Raw genomic sequence first — 15,037 nt, forward strand, 5'->3', positions numbered from 1 at the left:
CATGAGCAGATGGCGCGACCTGACCGGCGGAAACCTGGGCAAGACCTACGACGGCCGGTTCGCCGCGCTGGCCGCCAGCGGTGCCGACGTCCACGGGGAGGCCAGCTTCTGCGCCGCCCTCGTCCCCTCCGGATCGCGGGTCCTCGACGCGGGGTGCGGCACGGGCAGGGTGGCGATCCGGCTGGCCGAGCAGGGCTACGACGTGGTGGGCGTCGACCTGGACGCCTCGATGCTCGCCGTCGCCAAGGACCGGGGCCCCGGCCTGACCTGGATCGAATCCGACCTCGCCACCCTCGACCTCGGGACGACCTTCGACCTCGTCGTCGCAGCCGGCAACGTGATCCCCCTGCTCGCCGAGGGCACCGAGCCGCGGACCATCCGGAACCTCGCGAACGCGCTCACGCCGGATGGTGTGCTGGTGGCCGGGTTCGGGCTGGACGCCAGGCACCTGCCGGTCCGGCCGGCCTTCACCCTCGACGACTACGACGCCTGGTGCGAGGCGGCGGGGTTGCGGTTGGAGGAGCGCTTCGCCACCTGGGACGGCGAGCCGTACCGGGACGGGGGCTACGCGGTGAGCGTCCACCGCCGCTGAGCGGTCAGGAGGGTCAGGCGCCGCCCTTGAGCGCCGCGGCGACGAAGGCGGCGGTCTGGTCGCGCCCCGCCTCCGCGTCGTCCGCGTCGTCGCCCAGCATGATGCGTCCGAGCTGCGTCATCATCGACGGCCACAGCGCCAGCCCGGTCAGCGTGAACAGCAGCCGCGCCACCTCGGGCGAGGCCTCCCTGCCCAGCCCCGCGGCCAGCGATTCGGTCTTCCGCCCGCAGCGCGCCACCCGCGCGTCGAAGCCGGGCAGCTCGGGGCCGCGGAAGTTCAGCGCCTCCCACATCAGCAGCCGCACCAGGTCGGGATGCTCGCGGTAGTAGTCGGTCAGCTTGGCCACGTACTCGACGGGGTCGCTCGGCAGCGAGATCCGCTCGGTGAGGTCGTTGAGCGCGTCGCCGACCACGGCGTCGAAAAGATCGGTCTTCGTCCCGAAGTGGCCGTAGATGCGTTCCTTGTTGACGCCCGCCCGTTCGGCTATGCGGTCCACCCGCGCCCCGGCCAGGCCGTACGCGGCGAACTCCTCCCGCGCGGCCTTCAGCAGGGCGGCGCGGGTGGCGGCGGTCGAGTCCTTCGTTGCCATGCCTCGCATCCTACCTCCTGAGCCACCAACTAGTTGGTTGACACCCAACTAGTTGGTTGGCTACGGTCCGGTCATGAGCACACTGACGTTGACCCGTCCCGTTGCCTTCGCTCCCACCTTGACCGTTTTCGTGCTGACCGCCCTGCTCGTCAGCGGCCAGCTCTACGTGGTGATCCCGCTCCTGCACGACATGGCGGTCGGCTGGCGCTCCGACCAGAGCGCGCTGACCTGGCTGGTCACCGCCTTCGCCATCGGCTACGGGCTGGGATTCCTCCTGTTCGGCCCGCTTTCCGATCAGTACGGCAGGCGGCGGCTCCTGTTGATCGGCATGCCCGTCGCGGCCGCCGCGACCGCGCTGGTGGCCGTCAGCCCGAACCCGGCCGTCGCCATCGCCCTGCGCTTCGTCCAGGGCATCGCCGTCGCGACCTTCCCTCCGGCGGGCATGGCCTACCTGGGCGAGAGCGTCGAACCCCGCCGCAGGGTCGTCGCGATCAGCGCGATCACCGGCGCCTTCCTGGCTTCCGCCGTCCTGCTGCAGGTCGCAGGCCAGCTCACGGTCGACGCGCTCGGCTGGCGCGGCCTGTTCGTCCTCTCGGCCGCGGGCTTCGTGGCGGCGGCTTTCGGCCTGCGCGCCGTCATGATCCCCGACGCGCCGCGGGAGCGGGCCGCCTCGCTCGCCTCGGTCTACCGCGCGGTGCCGTCCCTGCTGATGAAGCCCGCTCTGGTGCTGCGCTACCTGGCCGTCCTCGTGCTGCTCGGCGGTTTCGTCGCCGTCTACACGGGGCTGCAGCTCTCGGGCATCGTCACCTCGTCGGCCGAGCTGCTCGGCCTGCGCGCCGGCGGCCTGCCCTCGATCCTGCTGGTCCCGCTGCTCACGCCCTGGCTCGCCCGCCTGAGCGCGCCCGTCCGCGCGATCCTCTTCCTGCTGCTCGCCGCCATGGTGCTCGCCGTCACCGGCGCGACCGTGCCCGGCGCCGTGGGCCTGGCCGTCCTGCTCGCTCTCTACGTCGCCGCGATCACGGCGGGCCTGCCCGCGCTGAACGAGTCCATCGCCATGCTCGCCGAGGGCTCGCGCGGCACCGCGCTGGCGCTCTTCTCCTTCTTCCTGGCCGTCGGCAGCAGCCTCGGCCCGCTGGCCGCCGCCGCGTTCCCCGGCTTCGACCTGCTGATGTACGGCCTGGCGGGCGCGATGGTCATCGGGGCGCTGGCCGTACTGGCCTCGCGGGTGGTGGCAGCAGGCCGCCGAGCGTGAGATCGGGCGCGGAGGTGTCGAGCCGAACCCTGTTCAGCGCCTCGCCCACCCCGTTGAGCGGTTCGAGCAGCGGCTCGCACCCGGAGGGCGGCGTGCCCATCGAGTACGCCGGCGAACACAGCCACCTCGCCAGGTCGCGCGTACGTTATGGCCATGCACACCGTGGCCGTTCTCGCGCTGGACCAGGTGATTCCCTTCGACCTGTCCACCCCCATCGAAGTGTTCGGCCGCACGAGGCTCCCCGGCGGGCGGCCCGGGTACCGGGTGCGCGTCTGCGCCCCCTCCCCGTCGGTCGACGCCGGGCCGTTCACCATTCAGGCGCCGTGGGGGCTGGACGCCCTCGCCGACGCGGACACGATCATCGTGCCCGGCGTCGCCGACGTGTCGCGCCGGCCGCCGCCCGACGTGCTCGACGCCCTCACCTCGGCGGGCGCGGCGGCCGGCCTGGACCTGTGCCTCCACCTGATCCGCCGCGACTACGGCTCGGCGGTCGCGGCCGACGCGGCCCGGCTGTCGGTGATGCCGCTGGAACGGGAGGGCGGGCAGGCCCAGTTCATCGTCCACGAACAGCCGCCCACGCCCAAGGGGTCGGCCCTGGAGCCGGTGATGCGATGGATGGAGGAGAACGCGGGGCGGGAACTGGCTCTCCACGACATCGCGGAACGGGCGGGGATGAGCACCCGCACGGTGATGCGCCGCTTCCGGGAGCAGACCGGGACGAGCCCGCTGCAATGGCTGCCCAGGGCGCGGGTACGGCAGGCTCAGCACCCCCTGGAGACCACGGGACATTCGGTGGAGCGGATCGCGTCCCAGGTGGGGTTCGGGTCGGCGACGGCGTTCCGCGAGCGGTTCAAGAAGGTGACCGGCGTCAGCCCCCAGAGCTACCGCCGCACCTTCCAATGACCCCTCTCCCCGACGTGGGCTCAGGACGTAGGTTCGTGGCGGGACGTATCGCCCTTTCCGGACGGCGAGGGCAACAGTCCGACTTTGCGAAGGTCGTCCTCATAGTGCCCAGCAGTTTCATCTGACAGGGCCAGAACCGCTCTGCGGCGTCGATCACGGCCAAGCGCTGACCCGCGTTCCATCTGTTGATCATGCGCAGCAGCGTTCGCCCGTCGGCTACCCACGCGACCTTCCCGCCACGGGTAGGGCACGGCGAGGGCGTCATCACCTCACATGTGGGCAGTCGTGCCGCTCGACGGCGTCGGCGGCCTGGTCGGGGGCGACTGCCCTGGCGTGGTGGCGGCTCCGCCGTACGGAAGAGTAAAATCAGGGAGTGTTACCACCGGTAACGCCAACCGAGGCGCGGCCGGAAATATCACCATGGGAGCGGGAGTAGCGGTATGAGCGGCTTCTGTCCAGAGCCCAGCGCCGACGTCCTTGACGTGCGCGATTGGGTCCACGCGTTCGCCCGCGATGTCATCCGCCCCGCCGGCGCCGAATGGGACGAACGAGAAGAGACCCCCTGGCCCATCATCCAGGAAGCCGCCAAGATCGGCCTGTACTCCCTCGACTTCTTCGCCACCCAATGGTTCGAGGAAAGCGGCCTGGCCCTGCCCGTGGCGTTCGAGGAGATCTTCTGGGGCGACGCGGGCATCGGACTGTCCATCGTCGGCACCGGCCTGGCCGCCGCCGCCCTCTCCTCGGGCGGCACCCCGGAGCAGATGGGGGAGTGGCTGCCCCAGATGTTCGGCACGGAGAACGACGTCAAGCTCGGCGCCTACTGCGCCTCCGAGCCCGACGCCGGCTCCGACGTCGGCGCCATCCGCACGCGTGCCGTACGGGATCCCTCGGGCGACTGGATCCTGAACGGCGTCAAAACCTGGGCCACCAACGGCGGCATCGCCAACGTGCACGTCGTCGTCGCCTCGGTCGACCCGGACCACGGCACCCGTGGCCAGGCCTCGTTCATCATCCCGCCGGGCACCACGGGCCTGTCCATGGGGCAGAAGTTCCGGAAACACGGCATCCGCGCCTCGCACACCGCCGAGGTCGTCCTCGACAACGTCCGCGTCCCCGCCTCGTGCCTGCTCGGCGGCCATGACAAGCTCGACGCCCGCCTGGCGCGCGTCCGCAACGGCGAGCGAGCGGGAGAGCAGGCCGCCATGCGCACGTTCGAGACCACCCGCCCGTCCGTCGCCGCCATGGCCGTCGGGATCGCGCGCGCCGGCTACGAGTACGCCCGCGACTACGCCCGCGAACGCGAGCAGTTCGGCCGCAAGATCGGCGAGAACCAGGCCATCGCCTTCCTCCTGGCGGACATGGCGACCCGCGTCGACATCGCCCGCCTGCTGACATGGCGCGCGGCGTGGATGGCGAGAAACGGCCGGCAGTTCGAACGCGCGGAGGGCTCGATGTGCAAACTGGTGGCGGGCGAGACGGCGGTGTGGGTGACCGAGCAGGCGATCCAGGTCCTGGGCGGGGCCGGATACACGCGCGAGCACCCGGTGGAGCGCTTCCACCGCGACGCCAAGATCTACACCATCTTCGAGGGCACCTCGGAGATCCAGCGTCTGATCATCGGCCGCGCGGTCACCGGCCTGCCGGTGAGGTAAGAATTTCGCAGGTCAAAGGGATGGCGTGGCCATAGGGCAGTTGTCGCACCACGCCTTCCCTAGCCGACAGATCATTAGGCGTCAGACCTCAGTTCTGTCTCAGTTCTACCTCAGGAAGATCCCGGCCCCCGGAACTGCCGGTCGATGGCTTCGCGTACCCGGTCGTGCGACGAGGGCAGCATGTGAGCGTAGACACGGAGAGTAAGCGCCGGGTCGGCGGCTGGCGAAGTAGTGGCGGAGCTATGACGGCCCTCGCGCGGCTTTGCTCGGCGGCCGTCAGCCGCTGTACCAGGAGCTCGACGTCATCGGCGTCGAGCTCCGGCGGCCACACGGCCGGGAGCACGATGATGCGGCCGCGTGGAGTCACATGGACGTCGATCGGGGGCCGTGAGGTGAGAGCGGTCACGATGTGCACGATTATCGCAGGTCAGGATCATTCGGGTGACGGGCGAATGGAACGACGGTATTACCCCCAAGTGACGACTTACTGTGCCATGGTTGCTACACCCAGTGGCGTCGAGTGGAAGGGGGACAGTCCAGTGCCCTTCGATGACATCGACAGGATGCGCAAGAACCAACGGGATTACGAGCACCAGCAGATGGTCCGGAGGACAACCGAAAGGTCCGATAAGGGTCGCACGCCGACTGCGTGGGAGGATATGGGCCCGTTTGGGGTCATAGTCTCAATCGTGGGCATCATCGCTCTCTTGGTCATTATGGCGAGCCATCGGTAAGCGCTGGCCACCAGAGGTTCTTACGAAATCCCGTATCGGCTAACAGAAGAGGGTGAAACGGGTTCTCTGCCCTATGGGAGAGAACCATCTGTGCCCCATGTCTAGCACTAAGCCGTGCGAGATCGCCGTCCAGTGGAGCGTGGACGGCACCGTGTGGACCGAGGCGCCCGACTCTCGGTTCCTGCGCATCAAGCGTCGCGGCAACGGCTCCGACCCGACCGGGCTGGTCAGCTTCGAGCTGCCCGGCTTCGTGTGGATGCTCCGCAAGATCGTGCTCTACCCCGGTACGGCGCCGCTGGTGGACGGCAAGCGGCCGTTCCTGGCGGCGACCGCTGGGGCGATCCAGCAGACGTTCATCGCCGAGGCCAAGGGACGCGGCTCGGTGCCCAGCCTGAACTGGGACTTCGACCCGGACACCGACAGCGCCGGCGCGGCGTGGGACAAGGTCCTCACTATCTACTACCAGCCCGGTATGGACGCGCTGACGGCGCTGCAGAACCTCGCCGAGCAGGGCGTGTGCGACTACCGCGTCTCCGGCCGCACCGTCCAGGTGTTCAACGCCGACACCACGATGGAGCGCGACCTGGCGTCCGGGGCCGCTCCGGTGGACCTGCGGTACGGCCGCGACATCGCCGAAGCGCCCGACGATGGCACGTTGGAGGACGCTCAGCTGCTCCTTGCGCATCTGTACGCACGCGGCACTGACGGGCAGACATCCCTCGGAGCTGGCAGCGACTTCGCCGAACCGCTCGATGCCCTCGATCAGCCGGGGAGAGCGAGCGGCGACTCGGCGAGCTGCGCACGCTCCTCCTACGCACCACTACCGACGCTGGCGGGGGTCTGCTCGCGCTGCTTGGCACGCCAATGCAGCGCACACTCTCGGTCGCCCTGGCCGACGCGTCCCGTCTCGACGAGGGGCTGATCGCGGCAATGCGCGATGCCGTCTCCACCGTGAACGGTCAAGTCGGCAGTATCCCGTTCGTGCGGCTGCAGCTGGTGCTCGCGCCGATCGTCGAGTCATGTCGCCGGCTGCTCGGCTCTCAGGTTCCCCGGCAGCTCCTTCCCGACTTGAGATCCGTCGCCGCCCAGGCATACATCCGCCCTGCCGGCCGCTGTCGAGGTGGCGGCTCCTTGATCGGGGCATGGCGCGGGGGTTCTCTCCCGGTTGTCCACCGTTCCGCCCACCCGGAACCCGCGAAGGGCAGTTCTGCTTGCCGAGATCAGCCGCAGTTGCCGTAATCCCTTGAGCCGCCGAACGCTTGGATACTGGAAGCCGAAGAGCGTTCGCCGGCACGCATGTTGGTGATCAGCCCGTGGAAGATGACACATCTGCCCTTGGCCTGCGCCTTCACCGGACCCGCGTAGTACTTGTAGGCCCCCTCGTCCTCGAACTTGTCGGGGTTTTGACCGATGATCTGGCGGAAGAGGGTCGCCCTGGTCAGGGTGGGCTGGCCGACGAAGTTGGACTTGATCGTGACGACGCAGTTCTCCCCGGTACGCGCGTTGTAGAGCAGGTAGACATAGCCCTGGATGATGCCTTTGTGGTCGGTCGCCGGCTGGGTGCCGCCGTTCACCCTCCCGAAGCCGCTGCCGCACACCTGTTCAGGGGTGTACCCGGCGCTCGCGGCGGCGGTGGCGGTAGCCGGTAACGCGGTGAGGGTGGTCGCGAGCAGGGCCGCTGAAGCGAGTCGTGCCATGACTGTACTGATCATGGATGTCCTCCCGTTTCGTTGATGATCCGTGCGGATCCATCCGATCGCAAGGCCTGCTTCTTGGTAGCGAACGTTTCCAGTCACGGCACTAGCCAGGTAGCGCGCCGGTTGGGAGCTCAGGGCGACGTGATCGGTAGGCGCTGGTCGGTGATGTGGACCCGCTGCGGGTTGACGAGGCGGCGCAGCAGATGAAGCGGCTGGCCGGTGTCGTCGTAGGTGATGCGGGTGACCTCCAGCAGGGGGCTGCCGCGGCTGACCTTGAGCTTGGATGCTTGATTTGTGGAAGGTCTACCGCCGACGTATGCCTCATCTGGTCCAATGCCGAGCTTGAAGGAGTCGGCAAGCCTGATCGAGGCTTGTTCGAGATCGCCGCTCGGCGATGCGGCGTGAGTCTCGCGGACGGCGGATGGATGGTCGGTGACCGTCTCGGCGCCGACATCGCAGGCGGCCGCAGCTCAGCCTGCCGTTGGGCATCCCATAGCGGCCCGATCTCGGCCACCAGCTCCGCCAACTCCTGGGGGATCTGCTACGGCAGAGCTGCCCGAAGCCCCTCAGGCTCGATCGGCGGCGCGAGGGCCGGCTGACGGCCACGGGACGGGGCGCCGACGCTGGCCATTCTCGGCTCGGCTACTCTCGGCGTCACTGACGTTCACTCTGCGATCCGGGCAAACTGCAGCCGAATCGTCACTCGGGAGACGCCGAAGCATGAATACGCCACCATCGCCACCAGGAGCGGAGCGGACTGACGAATCAGCCGTCCAGATCGGCGCTCTCGTTCCGCTGACTCGGCCTGGCTGGGTCGAGGCAGGCCAACACTTGCTCGCTGGACTCGAGCTGGCCGTTCGCGAAGTCAATGACGCCGGCGGGATCGTCGGAAGACCACTCGAGCTGGTGGTCCGAGACACCGCGGCTGATCCACAGAGGGCCGCGGCGGCCGTAGATGAATTGGCTCGCCTGGGCGTGGCTGCCTTGGCGGGGGAGTATCACAGCGTCGTCGCTCGCGCCGCTGCCGCCAGGGCCGACGCCCTCGGCCTGCCGTTCCTCTGCTCGTCAGCGGTTCTCGACGCGCTCACCGAACAGCCAACGGAATGGGTCGCGCGCCTCGCCCCGGCGCAGTCCCACGGCTGGCAGATCTACGCAGACTTCCTCCTTGGCGCGGGCCACAGTCGAATCGCCGTTGCAGCCGAGTCGAGTGTCTACTGGGCCTCTGGGGCCCGCATTCTGCGGGACTACCTCGCTCCACGCGGCGGCACCGTCATCGAACTCGACGTGCGCGCGCTCGCCCCCACGGCGGTGTGCGACGAACTCGTCGACAATCGCGCGACAGCCCTCCTTCTTCTGGTCGGCCACCCGGAGCCGGCAGTGTCGATCGTCAAGTCTGTCCGCCGTGACCAGCGCCTCGCCGAGATCATGATTGGTGCTCCGGCCGGGCAACCGGAGTTCGCCGAATGGGCGACGTTGCTGGGCGACGACAGCGCCGCGATCCCGTTCTTGCGCTACCTGCCCGAGCGCCTCAGCCCACTCGGTGCACGAGTCGAGACGGCCCTCCGTGAGCGGCTAGCGGAAGCGCCCTCCTTCGTCGCCTTCGAGGGCTACGACACGGTCGCCGTCCTCGCCGAGGTGCTGCGTTCTCGCGGCGCGGACCGGGCGCGCATTGCCGAATCCTGGCCGCGCGTTGCAGTCGAAGGCACCCGCGGGCAGATCCAGTTCTCCCGCACGCCAGGCATCAGCGTTTGGCAATGGGCTTGGACGCCAATCCAAGTCGTTGATCGAGATCCGGCGGAACCCGATCGCTTGCGGATCCTCCATGCCGGCTGAGAGCGCGGAGGTCCGACTGCCCAGATCTGTCCGAACTTGAGGCTGTCTACCTGTCTACGTGTCAATCACTGGGCGCGCCCCACGGGCCTTCCTGCGGCCGCGGGCCATGTCGTCTGCGCTCGGATTCCTGTTCAGCAGCCACCTGATCGGCAGTTTGTGGCGGCGTCGCCCTTCGCCGCAACAGGACTCGTCTAGGCAAAGCGACATGGACCACCCCATGTGCGGCAGACGGACAAGGCGCACCCGGGTGGAGACAGACGTGAGGTCCTGGACCGCTGCCGACGCGCCGGCATGACCTACGTGATCCTCGACGGCACGCTGATCGGGCGACCCTCAGCCCGAGCCGCATCGGTGACATCGCGCGCGCGGCTGCCTCCGGCTGTAGCCGGACCTTCCAAGGGCGAACGAGATCATCTGTAGACGAGCGGACGATCTTGGGAGACGCTGATGAAGTGACGGACGAGCGCTGTATCCATGAACTCATCCTGGGCCAATGCGTCGACTGCGCGCCGATCCCGCGCGGCCTCACCAAAATGGTCTACGTCACGAAGGGCGGCTCGGTCTTCCATCGGCAACCGGACTGTTCGGCCTTATCGGAGGGGCAACGAAAGGCCCTACGATTTGGCCAGCAGATCCACGATCCCCAGCCAGTGGCCCTACGAATAGCCCAGTCGGATGGCCGAGGGGCCTGCATCCCGTGCTTCCCGGATTACTTACCGCCACATGCCAAGCCCTGCAACGTTCGGGACGGAACGCAGTGGCTACCCGGGCGTCTTCTCGAGTGGCACCGCTCGGACGACGGACGATGGAGCGGCGTAGTTGCGTACATGGTGGAGGACGAATTCCGGACGGAACGTCGCGACCAAGACGACCTGCGCCCACGGTAATCACAGCATGCCTCAATCTACTGGCGTCGACGCACTCGCCAATCTTCCGTGGGTCCTCTACGTGGCTCTTGCGAGTATTCAGCCCGATTTGTCAGTCCGGGCTCCTAGGGTGTGATCAACCTCTCCCAACACCCACAGGAGCCCCGGTGACACAGGGACCCTCTGACGCTCTCGAACCGATCGATAGCGACCGTGACGACGTGTTCGACGAGGAAGCGGTTCACTGGTTGACGCCTCCGCCTGATATCGAGGAGGCCTTCGCGATTGGACCGCGTGACGGCAGCGCGAGCCTCATGTCCCTCCAACAGGAGCTGCTCGCCGACCGCACCTACCTCAAGAGTGCCGAGTCGGTGGCGGGATGGTCGGTGATCGAGCGGCGACTGCAAGACCTGCTGTGGCGGACATATGGTCGGTTGCGCACCGCGGACCTCCGACGCCCGGAAAGCTATGAGGCCCTGGCGATCGTCTACCTTCCCTCGGCCGCCACCGATGTGACGCTGAACCGAATCAAGGTTGCACTCCGGGACCTGGGTTGCGAGATCGTCGACGAATCCGAGGTCGTCCACGGCAGCATCTGGCAGGCGTTTACGCTGGCGTTCAAACGAACAGTTACCCCGGAGCAGCTAGAGGAGGCAGGCGACTACGCGCTTGCCGCTGCGCGAAACAAGGTCTACGCCGAGACTCAAGCCGCTGTCACGAAAACCCTCGCCGAGGCCGTCGCTACCCTGCTGGAGGCCATGAAGGACGAGCCCACCGGCTCCGCTCTCGTCGGAAACCTATATGTCGCCAAGGTCGACGGCGTCCCGTTTGCTATGGAGCTAACCGCTGCGCAGGTAAGGAGCTACCACACCAGCGTCACGCTCCAGAAGGATCCTGCCGTCGCGCTCTCTGCCTTTCAGAGCGCGAACTATCACTCGGAATCGGAGGAGCTGGGACAGGTGCCGCGCCTCCCTCCCGCCGACGCGCAGCAGGCGATCAGGCAGTAACGGATGCGGTCTGCGATGCCCGTGCCTTCTGGTGCGGGCATCAGACAGGCGCATTTTTGCGGAGCTGTACCCATCCAGAGCCGGGGCGGTTCAAGGTGTCCGCCCTTTCCTATGGATCAAGTGGTCATCGGACAGAGCCGTGACGATCGCTGACTTCGGTGCTTGGATGCCCTCTTGGGCTCCGAGCCCGAATGGAGACGATCCGGCAGACGAGCTTACCTACAGGTCTCATTCGGGGCGGAGTCGCGGGCGTGTGGGCATAGCGCGGCGAACAGGGCCTTGAGGTGATCGGCGCCCCCGTTGACGTTGGCGTCGGTGAACGTGGTGTTGGTGACCACGGTGGCGGTGCGGATTATCCGACCGCGTTCGTCAGTGATGACACCGGTGAGGCTCTGGAATCCTTCGATGTTGCCGCCGTTCCCCCACGCGTAACCGCCGCAGGGCAGGGTGTAGCGACCTAGGCCGAAGCCGTAGGCCGGCTTCACCTGCGGGTTGGGCACTGGCATGACTCTCTTCATCTGCGTGAGTGTCGCTTCCTTGAGCAGGCGCCCACCGAGCAGGGCTGTGTAGAACCGGTTCAGATCGTCCGGGGTGGAGACGCCGGCTCCGTTGGCATCGGCCTGGCTCGGATCCCACTCGGTGACGTCGGCCGTCTTGATCCTGCCGTCGGCGCCTTTGAGCTGCATATACCCGCGGGCGTGCGGGCGGCGGAGGCCGTACTCGTACTCCCGGGGAAAGTAGCTGTGACGCATCCCGGCCTGCGCGAAGACGCGTTTGGCGACCTCTTCCTGCCAGGGGCGCCTGGTGACCTTCTCGATAACCAGGCCGAGCAGCACGTAGCCTGTGTTGGAGTAGCTCCAGCTCGTCCCGGGCTCGAAGTTAGGCTTCCTGGCGAATCCGATCTTCAACAGGCGCTGGCGGGTGTAGTGCTCGAACGGCTGGAACCGCGAGGCGGCCGGGACGTCGTCGGTGTAGTTGTGCAGGCCGCTGGTGTGCTGGAGCAAATGCCTGACCTTGATCTTCTCGGCGTCGCCGGCAGCGGTGGGCACCACTGCGGGCAGGTACTTGGACAACGGCGCGTCCAACGACACCTTGCCTTCCTCTACCAGTTGGAGAACCACGGTTGCGACCATGGTCTTGACGTTGCTGCCCATCCGCAGGTGGCCGTCCGGTCCCGGCATCGGCCGCCGCGACTCCAGGTCACCGAAACCGCTGCTCACGGTCGTGACGCGGCCGCGCTCGGCTACCACCGCCTGCGCTCCCGGAAGTCCATCGCCTTGCGTCATCCGGTCCAGCACCGACTGCACAGCACGCCGGTCAACGAGTGCCGGACCGTCAGCCGCGGCCGCTGCAGCCGGCGGGGTTCTCAGCCCCGTCCCTCCAACGACGACGAGGGCGATCAACGCCGTCAGCCGACTGCGGGCCATGATGCGTCGCATATTTCGAACTCTTCTTGACGTGTGACAACAGATCAGTGATACGAGGCTATGGATCTCGCCCCATGCGGCCCGTCCCTCGTGCTGCCGCTCTCGTGCAGGCACTACCAGCCGCCCGGCGTGCCAGGTGTCACCGGCGCCGCCCGCGCAGGTGGTCGGCGACCAGCACGATGATGCACAGCAGCGCGGTCAAGCCGAACGCCAGCCGAACCAGCGTGCTCATTCCAGTCAGTGAGGCGGTCATATTGCCTGCGGCGGCAAGCACCAGCGCGGTCCACGGGATGGCGCGCAGTGCACGATGAGCGCGGCGGCGTTCCGGGGGCCTGGTGAACTCGGTGGCCGGGGCGATGCTGCGGGGATCGCTCATGCGCTGTCTCTCTGTCCTTGGTCGGTATGTGATCCATGGCGGTTACGTACTGGCTCCACGCTAGGAAGGCAACTGGCTCGCGCATATGCCGCCTGCTGCCGAGGCCAGGTAGCGCAGGCTGTACCTTTTACGGCTCTGTGTCACAGATGAAGGGGGCCTGCCGTACAGCGCGGTGACGTTACCTGGAGGCATGGAGGAGGAGCGCGTGCCTGGGGGGAACGCTGATGAACCGCGCGGTCTTCGGGTCGGTGTTGAGGTAGCCGGTCGACCTGCAAGAACGTCCATCGTGTCTGGGGGCAGCTCACGGGTAGGGGTGTCTCCGCTGCCCACCTGAAGCCTGGTGCAAACAGGCAGGCCCTTTCGTGTTTAGTTAAGACCTCGGAAATCTATGGGCAACAGTGAAAACCGAGCTCAGATTGAGGTCAAGTGCCTGGACACGCCGAAAAACCGAATCCCATGCTGGAGGTAGCGCGTCGCCCCAGCCGGCATGCGATGTCGGAAAACATCGTCAATGGGCGGCGACGGAAATCAGGGGCCACAGCCAGATGCCCTCCTCTGAGAGGGTAAGGAAGCAGAAATTCCCAAGGTCGGCTCTCCTGAGCCATCCCTGGCGCCACTTCCTCAGATGGAGTCGCGGTTGTCGAGATGGCTTCATCAGGAAGGAGACGAAGATGTACGGAAAATGTCTACTCATCGCCAGTCCGCTGGTCGCCACCCTCGCGTTGGGGACGGTCGATATCTCGCAAGCCTCGGTCGTTCCGACGTCCGTAAGCGCCGGCGACAGTCATATCACGGCGACCTTGAAGGTCGCGCCGCCCGTGTGCAACCGCGAATTCGCGAAGGGCAGCCAGCTCAGGGGACTGTGCTCGAGAGGCTGGAGCGAGGGATACACGGCCGGGCAAGCCACATGCGAGAGCCAACAGCAGCCACGGGGCCTCGCCCCCGAGCTGAAAGATGCCGCATACGAACTCGGCTTCAACGCCGGGTTCAAGGCGGGCAAGGCTGCGTGCTAGCCGCTGCCGGATCGCAGCCGTACAGGGGTTCATGATCCCGTAAGGGTTCTCGAGCCAAAACTGGGCGGGCCTGTCCGAGGTTCGGGCAGGCCCGCCGGAATGAGACGAAGTGCATGAAGTCTGGCTCTTCAATGAAGGCCAGAGAGGGCGTAATGGCGAACGTCGCATCCTCCTCAAAGAGCCTGTCGCCGGGCACATGGTTGTGCAACTTCAGTCGAAAGTCTTGATGCCGAAGGTAGTGGTTATCGATATTGAACGACCTGAAAGAGAACAGCCGGTACCACAGTCCGCGGGCGGGTGGACCGAGGCGGTCAACGCGTAGGCGATTCGCGTTCTGCCCATCGCCGGAGTGCGCGAGAGATTCGCTTTATCCGACTCCGTTGCACAACTGTGGAGTGCGTACCGCGCAAACGTATGCCTTATCTCGTCCGATGCCGATCTGAGGCGCTGGATGGTCTCGCCCGCCTACGTGCAGCTGGTTGGAAAGTGGAGATCGTCACCAACGGGACCGCAGACCATCAGCTCGGGAAGATCCAGTGCACATGACGCCCCATGCTGCTGCGCCGATCAGTAGCGCGCTGGCAACGGTCCACTGTCCCATCAAGTGCGGTGGGTGCAGGTCCGGCGGCCGGGTGGACGGCTTAGGGGAGCGATCGAGAAGGCTCGTGGCGGATTCCACCCTGACCGACCTCGCTCCCAGTGGTCAGTTGCTCAAGTCGCGGTCAACTGTGACCGCCATGAAAGCCGACGTCACGTTCAGTAGTCAGGCCGCCGGCCGCCGTCACTTCGGCACGTCGTGGTCCGCCGGGTGGGGCTGCACGAGCACCGGGGTGTCCGACACCACCACGACGGAGTACGGCAGGCTCGGAGGCGGGGCATCGGAATCGACCAGGTCCTCCAGGGTTGGAGACTGTGTACGCTGCGCGGGAATGATCAGGCGGAACGGCCCCAGCGGCTGCCCGCCCTCGGCGCAGAACGTCAGCTCGACGTGGGCGTTGCCGGAGCTGATGTTGAACAGGCTGAGCTGGTCGCCGGGCATGCACCCGTCGGTGATCGCCATCTTCCAGATTCCCACCATGGTGCTCATGTGCGACTC

16 protein-coding genes are annotated in these 15,037 nt (G+C 67.0%); 9 read left to right on the plus strand and 7 right to left on the minus strand.

Annotated features, from left to right (window positions below):
* Window position 1 precedes the first annotated feature (1 nt).
* Complete coding sequence (locus AB0B45_RS13800) at window positions 2-592, plus strand: class I SAM-dependent methyltransferase (RefSeq protein WP_358129699.1); 591 nt, start codon at window positions 2-4, stop codon at window positions 590-592.
* A gap of 13 nt (window positions 593-605) precedes the next feature.
* On the opposite strand, the gene AB0B45_RS13805 is transcribed toward AB0B45_RS13800, so the two are convergent.
* Complete coding sequence (locus tag AB0B45_RS13805) at window positions 606-1,181, minus strand: TetR family transcriptional regulator (protein WP_358129701.1); 576 nt, start codon at window positions 1,179-1,181, stop codon at window positions 606-608.
* Between the two features lie 73 nt (window positions 1,182-1,254).
* Between AB0B45_RS13805 and AB0B45_RS13810 the strand changes: the two genes are divergently transcribed.
* The 4 genes from AB0B45_RS13810 (at window position 1,255) to AB0B45_RS13825 (ending at window position 6,644) form a co-directional block, all read left to right on the plus strand.
* The gene (locus AB0B45_RS13810; protein ID WP_358129704.1) at window positions 1,255-2,433 is read left to right on the plus strand and encodes an MFS transporter; all 1,179 of its coding nucleotides are present in this window, start codon (window positions 1,255-1,257) and stop codon (window positions 2,431-2,433) included.
* 153 nt (window positions 2,434-2,586) lie between these two features.
* Window positions 2,587-3,336 (plus strand): helix-turn-helix domain-containing protein, encoded by a 750-nt coding sequence (locus AB0B45_RS13815; protein WP_358129706.1) that lies wholly within the window; start codon window positions 2,587-2,589, stop codon window positions 3,334-3,336.
* Window positions 3,337-3,776: 440 nt separating this feature from the next.
* On the plus strand, window positions 3,777-4,988 hold the full coding sequence (locus AB0B45_RS13820) for an acyl-CoA dehydrogenase family protein (protein WP_358129708.1): 1,212 nt from the start codon (window positions 3,777-3,779) through the stop codon (window positions 4,986-4,988).
* A gap of 831 nt (window positions 4,989-5,819) precedes the next feature.
* Window positions 5,820-6,644 carry a hypothetical protein gene (locus AB0B45_RS13825; RefSeq protein WP_358129710.1) on the plus strand — a complete coding sequence of 275 codons (825 nt, stop codon included), beginning with the start codon at window positions 5,820-5,822 and terminating at the stop codon, window positions 6,642-6,644.
* A 298-nt stretch (window positions 6,645-6,942) separates the two neighbouring features.
* Here AB0B45_RS13825 and AB0B45_RS13830 read toward each other — a convergent pair whose 3' ends face one another.
* Together AB0B45_RS13830 and AB0B45_RS13835 are read right to left on the minus strand one after the other, a co-directional pair.
* Window positions 6,943-7,419: a hypothetical protein gene (locus AB0B45_RS13830; RefSeq protein WP_358129711.1), complete on the minus strand. Its 477-nt coding sequence runs from the start codon at window positions 7,417-7,419 to the stop codon at window positions 6,943-6,945.
* Between the two features lie 131 nt (window positions 7,420-7,550).
* On the minus strand, window positions 7,551-7,784 hold the full coding sequence (locus AB0B45_RS13835; protein WP_358130270.1) for a UTRA domain-containing protein: 234 nt from the start codon (window positions 7,782-7,784) through the stop codon (window positions 7,551-7,553).
* On the opposite strand from AB0B45_RS13835, the gene AB0B45_RS13840 reads away from it, so the two are divergent.
* From AB0B45_RS13840 to AB0B45_RS13850, 3 genes are all read left to right on the plus strand, one after another.
* A complete protein-coding gene (locus tag AB0B45_RS13840) occupies window positions 7,707-8,018 on the plus strand; it encodes an HAD hydrolase-like protein (RefSeq protein ID WP_358130272.1) in 312 nt (103 codons plus the stop codon). The two genes, AB0B45_RS13835 and AB0B45_RS13840, sit on opposite strands and share 78 nt — an antisense overlap.
* Before the next feature lie 121 nt (window positions 8,019-8,139).
* Window positions 8,140-9,252, plus strand: coding sequence for an ABC transporter substrate-binding protein (locus AB0B45_RS13845; RefSeq protein WP_358129714.1), 1,113 nt, complete (start codon window positions 8,140-8,142; stop codon window positions 9,250-9,252).
* Window positions 9,253-10,285: 1,033 nt separating this feature from the next.
* On the plus strand, window positions 10,286-11,125 hold the full coding sequence (locus AB0B45_RS13850) for a hypothetical protein (protein ID WP_358129717.1): 840 nt from the start codon (window positions 10,286-10,288) through the stop codon (window positions 11,123-11,125).
* Window positions 11,126-11,340: 215 nt separating this feature from the next.
* Here AB0B45_RS13850 and AB0B45_RS13855 read toward each other — a convergent pair whose 3' ends face one another.
* Window positions 11,341-12,564: a serine hydrolase domain-containing protein gene (locus AB0B45_RS13855; RefSeq protein ID WP_358129719.1), complete on the minus strand. Its 1,224-nt coding sequence runs from the start codon at window positions 12,562-12,564 to the stop codon at window positions 11,341-11,343.
* Window positions 12,565-12,691: 127 nt separating this feature from the next.
* Window positions 12,692-12,928, minus strand: a complete 237-nt coding sequence (locus tag AB0B45_RS13860) for a hypothetical protein (RefSeq protein WP_358129722.1) — start codon at window positions 12,926-12,928, stop codon at window positions 12,692-12,694.
* Window positions 12,929-13,599: 671 nt separating this feature from the next.
* Between AB0B45_RS13860 and AB0B45_RS13865 the strand changes: the two genes are divergently transcribed.
* Entirely contained in the window at window positions 13,600-13,941 is a 342-nt protein-coding gene (locus AB0B45_RS13865; protein WP_358129724.1) for a hypothetical protein, read from the plus strand.
* Here the strand turns inward: AB0B45_RS13865 and AB0B45_RS13870 are convergent.
* Window positions 13,916-14,227 carry an AbfB domain-containing protein gene (locus AB0B45_RS13870; protein ID WP_358130275.1) on the minus strand — a complete coding sequence of 104 codons (312 nt, stop codon included), beginning with the start codon at window positions 14,225-14,227 and terminating at the stop codon, window positions 13,916-13,918. The two genes, AB0B45_RS13865 and AB0B45_RS13870, sit on opposite strands and share 26 nt — an antisense overlap.
* A gap of 495 nt (window positions 14,228-14,722) precedes the next feature.
* Window positions 14,723-15,028 (minus strand): sensory rhodopsin transducer, encoded by a 306-nt coding sequence (locus AB0B45_RS13875; RefSeq protein ID WP_358129727.1) that lies wholly within the window; start codon window positions 15,026-15,028, stop codon window positions 14,723-14,725.
* Window positions 15,029-15,037 lie beyond the last annotated feature (9 nt).

This window comes from Nonomuraea sp. NPDC049152 (genome assembly GCF_040648355.1).
Classification (GTDB): Bacteria; Actinomycetota; Actinomycetes; order Streptosporangiales; family Streptosporangiaceae; genus Nonomuraea.

Bases quoted from the DNA above. Each gene is read 5' to 3' on its own strand.
- AB0B45_RS13800 (WP_358129699.1), top strand. From the start codon at position 2: ATGAGCAGATGGCGCGACCTGACCGGCGGAAACCTGGGCAAGACCTAC.
- AB0B45_RS13805 (WP_358129701.1), bottom strand. From the start codon at position 1,181: ATGGCAACGAAGGACTCGACCGCCGCCACCCGCGCCGCCCTGCTGAAG.
- AB0B45_RS13810 (WP_358129704.1), top strand. From the start codon at position 1,255: ATGAGCACACTGACGTTGACCCGTCCCGTTGCCTTCGCTCCCACCTTG.
- AB0B45_RS13815 (WP_358129706.1), top strand. From the start codon at position 2,587: ATGCACACCGTGGCCGTTCTCGCGCTGGACCAGGTGATTCCCTTCGAC.
- AB0B45_RS13820 (WP_358129708.1), top strand. From the start codon at position 3,777: ATGAGCGGCTTCTGTCCAGAGCCCAGCGCCGACGTCCTTGACGTGCGC.
- AB0B45_RS13825 (WP_358129710.1), top strand. From the start codon at position 5,820: ATGTCTAGCACTAAGCCGTGCGAGATCGCCGTCCAGTGGAGCGTGGAC.
- AB0B45_RS13830 (WP_358129711.1), bottom strand. From the start codon at position 7,419: ATGGCACGACTCGCTTCAGCGGCCCTGCTCGCGACCACCCTCACCGCG.
- AB0B45_RS13845 (WP_358129714.1), top strand. From the start codon at position 8,140: ATGAATACGCCACCATCGCCACCAGGAGCGGAGCGGACTGACGAATCA.
- AB0B45_RS13855 (WP_358129719.1), bottom strand. From the start codon at position 12,564: ATGCGACGCATCATGGCCCGCAGTCGGCTGACGGCGTTGATCGCCCTC.
- AB0B45_RS13860 (WP_358129722.1), bottom strand. From the start codon at position 12,928: ATGAGCGATCCCCGCAGCATCGCCCCGGCCACCGAGTTCACCAGGCCC.
- AB0B45_RS13865 (WP_358129724.1), top strand. From the start codon at position 13,600: ATGTACGGAAAATGTCTACTCATCGCCAGTCCGCTGGTCGCCACCCTC.
- AB0B45_RS13875 (WP_358129727.1), bottom strand. From the start codon at position 15,028: ATGAGCACCATGGTGGGAATCTGGAAGATGGCGATCACCGACGGGTGC.